Consider the following 13,870-nt stretch of genomic DNA (forward strand, 5'->3'; position numbering starts at 1 on the left):
CCACTCCTGGAAAGACGTTGGCGGAACACCGGCGGGCGGCGGCCCGCCCGCGCATGGCGCGCCCGCACGGCAGCGGGGGCGCGCAACCCTGGCAGCATAGGCCGGATCGGCGCCGCGTGCCGGCCTGCCGGCGGGCCGCCCCCGTGCCGCTCAAGCGCCTCAGCCGCGCGGCGCGCCCTTCGCCACCGCGCCGCGCACCTCGATGCCGATGCGGTCCACCACCTTGCCGCCGGCGTCGAGCAGCTCCACCCGGTGCCGCCCCGGCCACGGAAACCACGCCATCTGCGCTCCGCGCCCGAGCGGCTTGCCGTCGACGCGCCAGCGCACGCCCTGCGCCGCCCGCCCGCCCGCGCCCTCGGCGCGGAACCAGACCCGCTGCGCCGCCGGCGGGATGTCCGGGTCGAGCGCGAACACGGTGCCGTCGGCGGGACTGCCGATGGCGGGCACGCCATCCCGCGCCGGCGCCACGCCGGCCACGTCGACCCCATCGACCCCATCGACCATATCGACCACGCGCATGGCCGTGCCCGCGAGGAACACTTCCTCGCGCGCCGGCTCCAGGTCGCCGGCAAAGCGCAGCGCCACGCGCTCCACGCCGGCCGGCATGGCCGGCGCCGCGCTCGGCACCGCGCGGTGCAGCGCTTCCATGACGTCGTGCCACACCGGCGCGGCGCCCGCCACGCCGGACACCTCGTGCATGCTCGCGCCGCTGGCGTTGCCGACCCACACGCCCACGGTGTAGCGCTGCGACCAGCCGATGCACCAGTTGTCGCGCATGTCCTTCGAGGTACCGGTCTTCACCGCGGTCCAGAAGCGCGTGGTGAGCGGGCTGTCCAGGCCGAAGGTGCGCGCCCGCGCGTGGCGGTCCGACAGCACGTCGGCGATCAGGTAGCTGGCCGCCGGCGACATCACCGCGCGCGCCGCCGGCGCGGCGGCCCCCGCGCGCATGCGCACCGGCGCATAGGCGCCGCCGTTGGCGAACGCGCGGTACGCATTGGCCAGCGCCAGCAGCGGCACGTCGGCGCTGCCCAGCGCGAGGCTGTAGCCGTAGTAGTCGCCGGCCTGCGGTAGCGGCAGCCCGAGCGCGACCAGGCGCTGGTGGAAGCGGTGCGGCGTGACCATCACCAGCGTGCGCACCGCCGGCACGTTGAGCGACGACGCCAGCGCCGCGCGCATGCTGACCCAGCCGGCATAGCGATGGTCGTAGTTCTGCGGCACGTAGAGCCCGCCCGCGCCGCCGGCGGGCAGGTTGACGGGGCGGTCGTCGAGCAGCGAGGCCGGCGTCAGGCGCCGCGCCTCCAGCGCCTGCGCGTAGAGGAAGGGCTTGAGCGTGGAGCCGGCCTGGCGCGGCGCCGCGGCGTGGTCCACCTGCGCCGCGCCGGACAGCGCGCCGGACGAGCCCACGTAGGCCAGCACCTCGCCGCTGGCGTTGTCGAGCACCACCACCGCGCCGTCCTCGACGTTGCGCCCGGCCAGCTCGCGCAGGTGCCGCCCGAGGCTGTCGGCGGCGAGGCGCTGCAGGCCGGCGTCGAGCGTGGAGGTGATCGATGCCGGCACCGCGCCGGCCGCGCGCGCCTGCGCCACCAGCAGGCGCGCCAGGTGCGGCGCGAGGTCGGGGCCGGACACCGCGGCCGCCGCAACCGGCGCGCCCGCCGCGGCGCCGCCGCGCGGCAGCGTCAGTTGCGCGAAGCCGTCCAGCCCTTCGCAGGCCTTCGGCAGGCCCTGCTCGCGCAGGATGCCGCAGGCGCGCTGCGCGACCTGCGCCGCGCGCGCGTTGGGCGCGCGCACCAGCGCCACCGCCAGCGCCGCCTCGCGCGCGTCGAGCCCGCTCGGGTACTTGCCGAACAGCGCCTGCGACAGCGCCGACAGGCCCACCAGCTCGCCCCGGAACGGCACCAGGTTGATATAGGCCTCGAGGATCTGGTCCTTGCTCCAGTCGCGCTCGAGCGCGGCGGCGCGCAGCGCCTGCGCCATCTTCTGCCCCACGCTGCGCCCGCCCGCGCGGCGCAGGTCGTCGTCGAGCAGGCCGGCAAGCTGCATGGTCAGCGTGGAGGCGCCGCGCGTGCGCGTGTTCCACAGGTTGGCCCACGCCGCCGCCGCCACGCCCTGCCAGTCCACGCCGCTGTGCGCATAGAAGCGCCGGTCCTCCGACAGCACGATGGCGGTGCGCACCGCCGGCGAGATTTCCGCCAGCGTGACCCAGTCCCCGCGGCGCGCGCCGAAATCCTCGCGCACGCGCGACAGCGGCGCGCCGTGGCGGTCGAGCACGATCACGTCGGCGCTGCGCCAGCCGGCGCGCACGCTGTCGTACGAGGGCAGCGCGTGTGCTGCCGCGCTTGCCGCCATGCAGGCGGCGGCCAACGTGGCGCGCGCCGCGCGGCTCATTCCCCGCGCCCCGCCACCACGCCGGCCACCAGCAGCACCTGCGCCGCAGCGTAGGTCCACCAGATGCCCAGCGCGAAGGTCTCGAACGGCACCAGGAAGCGCGCGCTGCCGATCAGCGCGTCGGACACCGCGAAGCACAGCGCGCCGATGGCCGCCAGCGGCGTGGGCAGCCTCGCCGCCAGCGCCGCGCACGCCATTGCCGCGAGCGCGATCACGTAGACGGTGACGGGCGCGGCCAGCGCCCCGAGGTTGGGCCAGAAGCGCCCGAGCATGGCGCCCGCCGCGCCCATCACCACGCCGCAGCCGACCAGGCGGTGCGGCCGCCAGTCGCCGGCCATCGGCACGAACAGGCCGAGGTAGGCCAGGTGCGCGAGCAGGAACGCGCCCAGGCCGCCGATGAACGACACCGACAGCCACGGCATCGCCAGCAGGAAGTCGCCCACCGCCGAGCACAGCAGCGCCGCCATCAGCCAGCGCCGCTCGCGCGGCACCGGGTGGTAGCGCGCCGCGCGCGCCAGCATCAGCGCCATCGCCGTCTTCCACACCGGCTGGAAGGCGATCTGGCCGCTCAGCTGCGCGCCGGGCTGCGCGTCCATCGCCACCGTGACCAGCATGCCGCCGTAGACCAGGCCGGCCAGCGTGCCGGCCAGCCACCATTCGCGCACGCGCGCGGGCATCATCATCGCAAGCCAGCTCAAGGGCGCGCTCCTACGGTCAGCCTTGCATTGGGTTGGGCGCCGAACACGTCCGGCGCGTACATCGCTTCCACACGCGTGGGCGGCAGCGCGAACTCGCCGGCGTTGTTCAGGCGCACCGTGTATTCGACGGTGGCGCTGCCGCGCGGCAGGTAGGCGTAGTACTCGCGGTAGGCCTGCTGCGTGCGCTCGGTGAAGGCCGGCCACGCGCCTGTGCGCCGCTGGCCGCGCGTGGCGATGTCCGAGTCGCGCCCGAGGCCGCTGCCGAGAATGGTGGCGCCGGCGGGAACGGGGTCGCTCACCACCACCCAGGTCATGTCGGCCTGCGCGTCGACCTGCAGCGTCACGCGGTAGGTATCGCCGCGCGACCACTTGCCCGCCACCGCCTGCTCCACCGGCGTCACGCTGCGCGTGATGCGGTAGCCGGCCGCGAGCGGCGCGGCCAGCGGCACCGCCGCCAGCGCGCGCACCGTGGCCCACGGCCGCCCGGCGCCCTGCTGGTCGGCGCGCAAGGTGGCGGTGCCGTCCTGCGGCCACGGCAGGCTCACGCTGCCCGCGGCCACGCCGTCGCGGCTGGCCGCGCGCGCCCACTCGAACGCGCGCGTGGCGTCCGGCACGCCCGCCACGCCTTCCAGCGCCACGCGCGTGGCGCCGGCCACCGGCGTCTTCTCGAAGGCCTGCGCGAAGCGCGCCACCGCCAGCGCGCCCCACGCGTTGGCGGTGGTGGTGCCCCACGCGCCGCGCACCTGCCGGCCCAGCAGGCCGGCGGCAAGCTGCGCGGCCTCGTCCTTCCAGCCGGGCAAGTCGAGCGACAGCGCCAGCAGCCGCGCGGCGTTGAGATCGGCGCCGCTCATCAGCCACCACCAGTTGTCCTCGCGCTCGGTGGAGAACGCCAGGCGCGTGCCCTGCACGGTCAGGCGCGCGCGCAGGATCTGCTGCGCCTGCGCGAGGCGCGCCTCGCGCTGCGGGATGTCGTGCACGCGGCTCAGCAGCGCGATCCAGTCGAGCAAGGCGGAGGTGGGCCACTGCTGCGGCAGGATCTGGATCGCGCCGAGCATGCGCGCCTGCGCGTGGCCGCTGCGCGAGAGCGCCTCGAGCGCGGCCAGCTTGCGCACTTCCAGGTCCTGCGTGGGCGCCCAGCGCTCGCGCTTGATGCGGCCCTCGACGAAGGCCGCGAGGCCGCTCTCCATGCGCGCGCGGGTCTCGTCGGGCAGGCGCAGCGGCAGGCCCGCGCGCACCGCCTCGTCCGACAGCGCGAGCAGGTAGGCGGTGAGCACCTCGCTGCCGGCGGCGTCGTTCTGCAGCGGGAAATACGCCGCCAGCCCGTCATCGTCGAGATAGCCCGGCAGCTGCGCCGTGAGCGCGCTCCACTGCGCGGCGTCGCCGAGGCCCACCGCGCGCGAGGCGCGCTGCTCCAGGCACGAGAACGGATAGTCGCGGAACCACGCGCGCACGCCGGGCATGCCGCCCGCGAGCGACGCCTGCAGGTCGACCTGCAGGCCGCCGCGCGGCCGGCCCGCGGCGTCGGCCAGCGCGCCCTGCGGCGCGCGCACCGGCACCGCCAGCGCGGGCGCGAGCTGCGCCAGCGTGGCCTGCTGCACCGCGAGCGGCACCGCCGGCACCAGTTGCTGCGCGAGCCTGACGCGGTCGGCCGCGCCGCCCTTGCCCTGCTCGCCGGCCTCCACCTCCCACTGCACCGTGCCTTCCTGCGCGAACGCGCCCGCGGGCAGCAGCGGCGCGCTCACGTCCCAGCCGATCTCGCGCGACGCGCCGGCCGGGATCTCCACCGTCTGCGCCGGCAATGCCGGCGCCGCCTGTTGCGCAGGCTGCGAAGGCCCGCCCATGCGCGCCACCGCCTGCACCGTCATCGCCCGCTGCGTGGTATTGCGCAGCGTGAACATGGCGCGGTAGCGGTCTTCCTCGCGCACCAGCGGCGGCAGGCCGGAGATCAGCTGCAGGTCCTGCGTGGCGGCCACCGTGGCGCTGCCGCTGCCGAAGCGGCTCACGCCGAGGTCGGCCACGGCGACGATGCGAAAGCGCGTGAGCGAATCGTTGAGCGGCACCGTCAGCGTGGCGCGCCCGGCGCCGTCGAGCGGCACGCGCGGGTTCCACAGCAGCAGCGTGTCGAACAGCTCGCGCGTGGGGCTCTTGCCGCCGCCCCCGCCAGCCGGCACCGCCTTGCGGCCATAGTGCCGGCGGCCGACGATCTCCATCTGCGCGGTGGCGGTCTCCACGCCGTAGGCGCGCCGCCGCAGCATGGCGCCGAGCAGGTCCCAGCTGGTGTTGGGCATCAGCTCGAGCAGGGCCTCGTCCACCGCGGCCAGCGCGACTTCGCCGTTGGCCGCGGGCTTGCCGTCGGGCAGCGTGACCTGCACCGCCACCTGGGCCTTGCCGCGCACCGGATAGCTGGCCTTGTCGGGCGTCACCTTGACGTCCAGGCGGTAGCCTTCGTCGCCGACGCGGATCTCCGCCAGGCCGAGGCGGAAGGCCGGCTTGGACAGGTCGACCAGCGCGCTCGGCGCGGCGTATTCGCGGCCCTCGCTGCGGAAGGCCTGCCACCATGCGAGCGGCTGGCGCCAGCCCCAGGTGAAGAACGAATACCACGGCACCTCGCGCAGCCGCCCGCGCAGCGCCAGCACCGAGACGTACACGTTCGGCCCCCACTCCGGCCTGACCTTGACGCGCACGGTCGGGTCGCGCCCGTCGAGCTCGACCACGCTGGCTTCCAGCACGCCTTCGCGCTCCACCGACACCAGCGCGGTGGCATGGCGGAACGGCATGCGCACCTGGAACACGGCGGTCTCGCCCGGCGCGTAGGCCTTCTTCTCGGGCAGCAGGTCGATGCGGTCGTTGTTCTCGCCGCCGAACCACAGCTCGCCCTGGCGCGTGACCCACACGCTGGTGGCGGCCTGCGACACGCGCCCGGCGTTGTCGCGCGCCTGCGCCACCAGCTCGACCTCGCCGGCCTCGGGCAGCGCCACCTCGCACTGCATGCGGCCCCGCGCGTCGGTGCGGCCTTCGCAGACGCTGCCGAGGTCGCGCGTCTGGCTGCTGTTGTCGTAGCGGTAGAAGCCGCCCACCACGCGCTTGCGCACCGAGGTGGTGGTGCGCAGCAGCGCGCGCACCGCGACCGGCGCGTCGGCCTGCGGGCGGCCCTGGGTGTCGAGCACGAGGCCGTTGACCTTGAGCTTCTGCCTGACCGACACCCAGTTCTCGGTGCGGATGCCCGCCACCACCGCCGCCGGCCACAGCGGCACGGTCTGGCGCAGCGTCTGGATCTCGCCGTTGGGGTCGGCGAAGCCGGTTTCCACCACGAGGTCCCTGGGCGCATCCACGCGCGGCAGGTTCTTGAGCGTGAGCGCGCCGCCGCCGTTCTTGTCGAGCCTGAGCGGCAGCTTGTCGGCGACCAGCTTCTGGCCGTCGTCGCGCGCGGCGCCGTCCTCGCTCTCGTCCTCGTCGCCGGAGGACGGCTCGCCGCCCTTGCGCTGCGGGCGCGGCGGCGCGAAGGCGTAGTCGCCGTAGTCGGCAAAGCTCACGGACTTGCCGCGCAGCAGCGCCGACACCTGCACCGGCAGGCCCGCCGCGCCGCCGCCCGACACGTAGTGCACTTCCAGGTCGAGCGGCACCTCGGCCGGCGCCACCAGCGCGCCGCCGCCACCGGCCTTGAGCGTGCCGGCCAGCACCGGCAGGCGGAACGCCTCGACGCGGAAGCTGCCGCTGTCGAACGTGCGCTCGCGCGCATCGCTGAACGACACCGTGTAGGCGCCCAGCTTGGCCGCCGCCGGCACCGCGAAGGCGCTCTCGGCGCTGCGCCCGCCGGTGGCGGTGGTCCGCCACCGCACCGGCTGCTCGTAGGTCTGCCCGCTGCCCTCGTGGCGGATCACCATCTTGCCGGGCATGGCCTCATCGCCCGACGGCAGCGCGAAACCGTTCGCGGTCTCGGTGCGGATCAGGTGCTTCATCGACACGGTCTCGCCGGCGCGCAGCAGCGTGCGGTCGAACACGGTGGCGATGCGCACGTCGGGCGTGGCGCTGGTGTCGGTGGGCACGTTGAAGCGCCAGCTTTCGATGCCCTGGTTCCAGCCGGACATGACGAAGGCCATGTCGGCCTGGCCGCGCGCCTGCGGGTGGTCGGCGCCGATGCGCGCGGAGACGAAATAGCCGGACAGGCCGGTATCGCCGCAGTCGCGCTCGCGCGCGTCCTCGACCGCGCCGAAGCTGGCCAGCCCGGCGGCGTCGGTGCGCGCCGAGGCCAGCAGGCGGCCGCCGCAGTCGCGCAGCGCCACCGCGGCGTTGGCCACCGGCTTGCCGTCGTCGAGCGTCGTGACCCAGGCCAGCGCGGTCATCTTGCCGGGGCCGCGCGCGAGCTTGAAATGCACGCCGAGGTTGGTCACCAGCGCGGCGGTGCGCACGTACATCGGCGCCTGCCGGCCGAGCAGCGCCTCGCCCAGCATCGGCGAGGCGATCTCCACCACGTGGAAGCCGGCCTCGGGCAGCGGAATGCCGACCACCTCGAACGGGCGCGGCGCCTTGCCGCCCGGGTCGGACAACTGCGGGATGGCGAGCTTGCGCGCGCCGGGCACGCCCTCGAGCAGCGACACCGAGCGCGTTTCGATGGCGGGCGCGTTGCGCGGGTTGACGACGTCGCCAGGCGCGCGGCCGGCCAGGATGGCGTCGAGCTCGCCGCGGGTCCAGGTGCTTTCGTGCAGGCGGCGCACCAGCGCGTACCAGCGCAGCACCGCGCCGTCGTCGTCCACCTTGAGCCGGCGCACGGTGCCGGCCTGGGCGCGCACGCCGAGCGCGGGCAGGTCGGCCTCGACGTTGCGCAGCGTGACCGGCAGCAGCGCTGGATAGTCGGCCGGCGCGCGGCCCTTGGGCAGTTCGCCGAAGCGCTCCAGCACGCCGAACGGCGCGGCCGAAAACTTCGCCAGCGGCGGCATGGCGGCGGTGGCGAACTTGAGCGGGAACAGGTCCGCGTTGGCCAGCGCGCGGCCGCTGTCGTCCTTCAGGCCCGCGGGCACCGACAGCGTGAATTCGGTCTTCTCGGCAAACGGCGGCGCGAAGGTGACGCTGCCGACCGGCGCGTCGCGCGCGGCGCCGGACTCGAACTGCGGCGCGCGCGGGCCCTTGGGGGTGTTCAGCACGATGTGCTCGGCGTCCTTGCGCGAGATCGGCGCCGAGAACGACAGCGACACCGGCCGCAACGGCGTGCACGGCGATTGCGCGCGCTCGCGCTCGCACGAGAAGCTGGCGGTGAAGGGCTCGCGCACCGTGTAGTCGAAGCGGCGCTCGTCGCGCGCGGCCACGCCGGACGGCGCGGCGATGCCGCCGCCCAGCACCAGCTGCATGCGCGCGCCGGCGGGCAGGCGCTGCTGGCACGCCAGCAGGTGCACGGTGTCGGCCTGCTCCGCCTTGAGCTTCCAGCGCAACGCGGCCAGCACGGCCTCGCGCTCCTGGCCGCCGAGCAGCCGCACCGGGATGCGCTCGCCCAGGCCCTGCGCCTGGCACCACGCGGCCGCGCGCACCGAATCGGGCGTGGCCGCGCCGTTGAAGCGCAGCGCGAAGACCTGCTCTTCCTCGATCTCGCCGCCGGCCGGGCGCGCCGACACCACCGCCGGTCCGCCGGTCTCGAAACGGTATTCCGGCTTGCCGGCGTAGGCCTTGCCGGCCTCGCTCCGGAGGCCGGCCGCCATGCGCACCGCGCATTTGACGCCGGGCGGCAGGTCGCGCGTGAAATCGAACACCCAGTTGCGCGCATCGACCCAGCGCGCGTGGCCCTCGACAGCCGCGCCGCTGCACGACACGGCGGCGGGCGCGGCGGCCTGCGCGTCGCCGAGCGGCACCATCGCCTCGTCGAAGCGGATCGCCACCTGCCGCGCGCGCGCGGCCTCGCCCTCGGGCGAGAAGCGGACCACCTGCGCGGCCTGCGCCACGCCGGGCAGCAGCGCCGCCAGGGCACCCGCCAATGCCAGCGCGGCAGCCTGCCAGGGCCCGCGCTGCGCGCGCCTGCCAATCCGAGCGACGATCTGCGTCATCCTGTCCCCTTCCGTTTGCGGCACCGGGCGAGGGTGACATGCGCCGATGGCAAGTGCAAGTAGGCGCACGTCGGCGCGGCACCGACGCGGCATTGGCGCGACATTGAGGCGACAGCGGCAGCCCGCGCGCGCTAGCGCAGGTGCGACAGCGGCAGCGGCCCGTCGCGCTTGAGCGCGGTCAGCACGATGTTGGAGCGCACGCTCTCCACGCCGGGCACGCGCATCAGCTTCTTCATGGTGAACTCGGCCAGCGTGGGCAGGTCCGGCACCATGATGCGCAGCAGGTAGTCGGCCTCGCCGGCCACCGAGTAGCACTCCTGCACTTCCTCGAGCAGCAGGATGTCCTCGCGGAAGCGTTCGACGATGGTGTCGCCGTGGTGGGCCAGCTTGACGCTGGTGAAGACCAGCACGCCGAGGCCGAGCAGCGGCGGCGACAGCACCACGCGGTAGCCGGTGATGACGCCGTCGGCCTCCAGCCGCGCCAGCCGCCGGCCGATCTGGCTGGGCGACAGGTGGATGCGCTCGGCCAGTTGCTGGTGGGTGGAACGGCCGTCGGTCTGCAGCGCCGCCAGCAGCGCGAGATCGAATGGATCGAGATTGAGCATGGTGGGTTCGCCTTGGGAATCGTGTCGCGGGCAGCGTATCGGGGGGCATGGGGGGCGGCCCGGCCACGCGCGCATGTTTTCCGCAGACAATAACAAATTCCTGCGGTTTATGTGCATTACAAAACCAAAAGAGGCCGTTTTCGCGGGCCGCTTGCAGCGTCTGCTCGCTAAACTGTGCGGTAAATCTGCAGGAGATACCGCACATGGAAGCCACCGCGATCCGCCAGCCCGAAGATGCCGCCGCGCCGCCCGCCTTTGCCGGCACGCTGACCGACAAGCTCAGGGAACAGTTCGACGCCGGCCTGCTGTCGGGCCAGGCGCTGCGCGACGACTTCACCATCGAGCAGCCGCTGGAGCGCTATACCGAGACCGACCACGCGGTGTGGCGCCAGCTCTACGAGCGCCAGTCCTCGATGCTGCGCGGGCGCGTCTGCGACGAATTCCTCGCAGGCCTGTCCGCGCTCGGCATGGCGCACGACCGCGTGCCCAGCTTCGCCCGCCTCAACGAAACGCTGATGCGCGCCACCGGCTGGCAGGTGGTGGCCGTGCCCGGGCTGGTGCCCGACGAAGTCTTCTTCGAACACCTGGCCAACCGGCGCTTCCCCGCGAGCTGGTGGATGCGCAAGCCCGAGCAGCTCGACTACCTGCAGGAGCCCGACTGCTTCCACGACGTGTTCGGCCACGTGCCGCTGCTGATCAACCCGGTCTTCGCCAACTACATGGAAGCCTACGGCAAGGGCGGGCTCAAGGCCGCCTCGCTGGGCGCGCTGGACATGCTCGCGCGGCTGTACTGGTACACGGTGGAGTTCGGCCTGATCCGCACGCCGGCCGGGCTGCGCATCTACGGCGCGGGCATCCTGTCGAGCCAGGGCGAGTCGGTCTACAGCCTGGACTCGGCCAGCCCCAACCGCATCGGCTTCGACGTGCGCCGCATCATGCGCACGCGCTACCGCATCGACACCTTCCAGAAGACCTACTTCGTGATCGACGACTTCGCGCAGCTGTTCGACGGCACGCGCCCGGATTTCGCGCCGCTCTACGCGGCGCTGCGCGGGCTGCCCACGCTGGGCGCCGGCGACGTGGCGCCCGGCGACCTCGTGCTCAACCGCGGCAGCCGCGAAGGCTGGGCCGACAGCGACGACATCTGAGCGCGCCGCCACTCACGCCCGCGCCCGCCCCGGGCGCTTTGTGAAACAATGCCCGCATGCCCCGCAGCAGCGCTCGCCACCGGGCGCCGTGGCGGCAGCGGCCGGCATTGCGCCCGTCCCGTTCCCATCCACACCATCGAGCCCATCATGTCCCCTGCGCCCCTCGTGCCACTTTCGCCGGAAGAACGCGCGCCGCTGCTGGCCGGCCTGCCCGGCTGGCAACCCGTCGAGGACCGCGACGCGATCCGCAAGCGCTTCACCTTCGCCGACTTCAACGCCGCGTTCGCCTTCATGACGCGCGTGGCGCTGGCCGCCGAGAAAGCCGACCACCATCCCGAGTGGTTCAACGTCTACAACCGCGTCGACATCACCCTGTCCACGCACGACGCCAACGGCCTGACCCGGCGCGACATCGACCTGGCCGGGTTCATCGAGCGCGCGGCCGCAACGCTGGCCAGGCCGTAAGGCCCGGCGCCCGCTGTAGGGAAACCGAAAGGTCCGCAAAGGCGCCGGCCTGTACAATTGGCGCCTGAGCGCCCGCCGCCGCCATTGCGGCGGCCGCGTTCCGCGTTCCTGCCCTGATCCGCCCTTGACCCGTTTCTTTCCCGGATTCCCCCTGCTGCCATGCGTATCCTTCTGATCGAGGACGATCGCCAGATCGCCAGTGGCGTCGAAGCCGGCCTGTCGCAGGCCGGCCACCAGGTGCGCGTGGTGCACGATGGCGTCTACGCCACCGAGCACCTGCTGCGCGAACAGCACGACCTGGTGATACTCGACCTGGGCCTGCCCGGCATCGACGGCATGACGCTGCTGGCGCGCTACCGCGCCCGCAACCGCACCACGCCGGTCATCATCCTCACCGCGCGCGACGAGCTCGAAGACAAGCTCTCCGGCCTGAACGCCGGCGCCGACGACTACCTGGTCAAGCCCTTCGCGCTGCCCGAGCTGGAAGCGCGCGTGCGCGTGCTGCTGCGCCGCAGCCAGCACGGCGAGGCCGCGCCCGAGCGCGACGTGCGCCTGGGCCGGCTGCGGCTGTCGGGCAACGACCGCCGCATGTTCATCGACGGCAAGCCGCTGGAGCTGTCGCCGCGCGAGTTCGCCGTGCTGGAGCTGCTGCTGCAGCGCCAGGGCCGCGTGGTCAGCAAGGCGCAGCTGCAGGACCACCTCGCCACCTTCGCGCATCCAGCCGGCGAAGGCGGCGACACCGTGGGCGACACCGCCATCGAGGTCTACGTGCACCGCGTGCGCAAGAAGCTCGAGGAAAGCGACGTGGAAATCGTCACCGTGCGCGGCTTCGGCTACCTGCTGCAGATCCGCGCCGGCGCCTGACGCCGCGCGCCCGGCCAGCCAGCCGCCCGCCCCAGTCCAGCCCAGCCCGCCATGTGGCCGCGCCCCCGCCCCCCGAAGGTTTCGCAGGCCATCGCCAGCCCCGCCGCGGCCCCCGACCGCCCCGCCGCCCAGGCCGTGCGCCCCGCTTCCACGCAGAGCCTGCGCGTGCACCTGCTGCGCGCGCTGGCCACGCCGCTGTTCGCGCTGGTGCTGACCAGCGGCTCGCTGTCCTACTGGCTCGCGGCCCACTACACCACCCAGGTGTTCGACCGCGCGCTGTACGGCGTGGCCAACAACATCGCGCAGCAGATCCGCATCGCCGGCCCGCGCCTGGAGCAGGACATCCCGATGATCGCGCAGACGCTGGTCGAGGCCGAGGGCACCGACCGCATCTACTGGCGCATCCACGGCCCCGACGGGCTGATCGGCGGCATGGACACGTGGCTGGGCTACGGCACCGGCCAGACCTCGCTGCATGACGCGCGGCTGTTCTATGCGTGGTTCAGCGGGCGCCAGGTGCGCGCGGTGCGCCTGCCGGTCAACCTGCCCAGCCCGGCATCGGACGAGCTGGCCACCAGCGAGGCCGGGCGCGCGCCGCGCGGGCCGGTGGTGGTGGAAGTGGCGGAGCTGCTGGACCGGCGCGAGACCGCCGCCAACGAGATCCTGCTGTCGGTGTCGGTGCCGCTGATCCTGCTGCTGGTGGTGGGCAGCCTGATCCTCTCGCACGTGCTCAAGGAAGAGCTGGTGCCGCTGCAGATCCTGACCGACAAGCTCAACCGCCAGACCGCGCGCTCGCTGGCGCCGCTCGACGAGACCCAGGTGCCGGCCGAGGTGGAGCCGCTGATCCGCGCGCTCAACGCGCTGCTGGCGCGGCTGCGCGACGCGCTCGACGCGCAGCGCAAGTTCATCGCCGACGCCGCGCACCAGTTGCGCACGCCGCTGACCGCGGTCAAGCTGCACGCCGACCGCGCGGTGCAGTCGGACGACCCGCAAGTGACCGGCCACGCGCTGCGCGAGCTGCAGTCGGCCGCCGACCGCGCGGTGCGGCTGTCCAACCAGCTGCTGTCGCTGGCGCGCGCCGAACCGGGGCTGTCGCTGGAGCGGCTCGGGCCGATCGAGCATTTCGACCTGGCCACGCTGGCCTTCGAGACCGGCGCCGAGTGGGTGCCGCAGGCGCTGGCGCGCCACATCGACCTGGGCTTCGAGACCCTGCCCGGCCCCACCTTCACCGGCGCGGCGCCTTCCACGGTGCGCGGCAACCGGCTGCTGATGCGCGAGGCGCTCAGCAACCTGATCGACAACGCAGTGAAGTACGTGCCCTCGGGCGGGCGCATCACGGTGCGCGCCGGCGGCGAGACGCTCGGCCATCGCGGCATGGCAGTGGTGATGGTGGAAGACAACGGCCCCGGCATCGCGCCGGCGCGCCGCGAGGAAGTCTTCAAGCGCTTCTTCCGCGGCGACCACACGCCGAGCGGGCCCGGCGGCAACGCGCCGGCCCAGCCGCCCGGCGGCGCCGGCCTGGGACTGGCCATCGTGCACGAGATCATCGGCCTGCACCAGGGCTCCATCCGCATCGAGGACGTGCCGCCGCCCGCGCCCGGCACCGAGGCGCGCGGCATGCGCTTCGTGATCCGCATCCCGTGCGAGGCGCCCGGCACCGCCTGAGCCTGCCG

Annotated in this window: 8 protein-coding genes; 4 read left to right on the forward strand and 4 right to left on the reverse strand. The window is 74.0% G+C overall.

Annotated features, from left to right (window positions below; genetic code table 11):
- Nucleotides 1–159: 159 nt before the first annotated feature.
- The 4 genes from pbpC to ACWTPI_RS19460 all read right to left on the reverse strand — a co-directional run bounded on the left by pbpC (nt 160) and on the right by ACWTPI_RS19460 (nt 9,720).
- Nucleotides 160–2,385, reverse strand: coding sequence for a penicillin-binding protein 1C (pbpC, locus tag ACWTPI_RS19445; RefSeq protein WP_454732376.1), 2,226 nt, complete (start codon nt 2,383–2,385; stop codon nt 160–162).
- Nucleotides 2,382–3,083 (reverse strand): lysoplasmalogenase, encoded by a 702-nt coding sequence (locus ACWTPI_RS19450; RefSeq protein WP_020423607.1) that lies wholly within the window; start codon nt 3,081–3,083, stop codon nt 2,382–2,384. The genes pbpC and ACWTPI_RS19450 overlap by 4 nt, the downstream gene beginning before the upstream one ends.
- Nucleotides 3,080–9,115 (reverse strand): alpha-2-macroglobulin family protein, encoded by a 6,036-nt coding sequence (locus tag ACWTPI_RS19455; RefSeq protein ID WP_454732377.1) that lies wholly within the window; start codon nt 9,113–9,115, stop codon nt 3,080–3,082. Before ACWTPI_RS19455 ends, ACWTPI_RS19450 begins: the two co-directional genes overlap by 4 nt.
- Before the next feature lie 131 nt (nt 9,116–9,246).
- The gene (locus ACWTPI_RS19460; protein ID WP_020200488.1) at nt 9,247–9,720 is read right to left on the reverse strand and encodes an Lrp/AsnC family transcriptional regulator; all 474 of its coding nucleotides are present in this window, start codon (nt 9,718–9,720) and stop codon (nt 9,247–9,249) included.
- 203 nt (nt 9,721–9,923) lie between these two features.
- Between ACWTPI_RS19460 and phhA the strand changes: the two genes are divergently transcribed.
- The 4 genes from phhA (at nt 9,924) to ACWTPI_RS19480 (ending at nt 13,862) form a co-directional block, all read left to right on the forward strand.
- Nucleotides 9,924–10,868, forward strand: a complete 945-nt coding sequence (gene phhA, locus ACWTPI_RS19465; RefSeq protein ID WP_020200489.1) for a phenylalanine 4-monooxygenase — start codon at nt 9,924–9,926, stop codon at nt 10,866–10,868.
- A gap of 147 nt (nt 10,869–11,015) precedes the next feature.
- On the forward strand, nt 11,016–11,333 hold the full coding sequence (locus ACWTPI_RS19470) for a 4a-hydroxytetrahydrobiopterin dehydratase (protein ID WP_043364969.1): 318 nt from the start codon (nt 11,016–11,018) through the stop codon (nt 11,331–11,333).
- A gap of 159 nt (nt 11,334–11,492) precedes the next feature.
- Nucleotides 11,493–12,197 (forward strand): response regulator transcription factor, encoded by a 705-nt coding sequence (locus ACWTPI_RS19475; protein WP_020200491.1) that lies wholly within the window; start codon nt 11,493–11,495, stop codon nt 12,195–12,197.
- Nucleotides 12,198–12,248: 51 nt separating this feature from the next.
- Entirely contained in the window at nt 12,249–13,862 is a 1,614-nt protein-coding gene (locus tag ACWTPI_RS19480; protein ID WP_020200492.1) for a sensor histidine kinase, read from the forward strand.
- Nucleotides 13,863–13,870: the final 8 nt, after the last annotated feature.

Source organism: Cupriavidus ulmosensis (assembly GCF_977008105.1).

Excerpts from the sequence above, each read along its gene's own strand:
- pbpC (WP_454732376.1), bottom strand. The coding sequence starts at position 2,385 with ATGAGCCGCGCGGCGCGCGCCACGTTGGCCGCCGCCTGCATGGCGGCA.
- ACWTPI_RS19455 (WP_454732377.1), bottom strand. The coding sequence starts at position 9,115 with ATGACGCAGATCGTCGCTCGGATTGGCAGGCGCGCGCAGCGCGGGCCC.
- ACWTPI_RS19460 (WP_020200488.1), bottom strand. The coding sequence starts at position 9,720 with ATGCTCAATCTCGATCCATTCGATCTCGCGCTGCTGGCGGCGCTGCAG.
- phhA (WP_020200489.1), top strand. The coding sequence starts at position 9,924 with ATGGAAGCCACCGCGATCCGCCAGCCCGAAGATGCCGCCGCGCCGCCC.
- ACWTPI_RS19470 (WP_043364969.1), top strand. The coding sequence starts at position 11,016 with ATGTCCCCTGCGCCCCTCGTGCCACTTTCGCCGGAAGAACGCGCGCCG.
- ACWTPI_RS19475 (WP_020200491.1), top strand. The coding sequence starts at position 11,493 with ATGCGTATCCTTCTGATCGAGGACGATCGCCAGATCGCCAGTGGCGTC.
- ACWTPI_RS19480 (WP_020200492.1), top strand. The coding sequence starts at position 12,249 with ATGTGGCCGCGCCCCCGCCCCCCGAAGGTTTCGCAGGCCATCGCCAGC.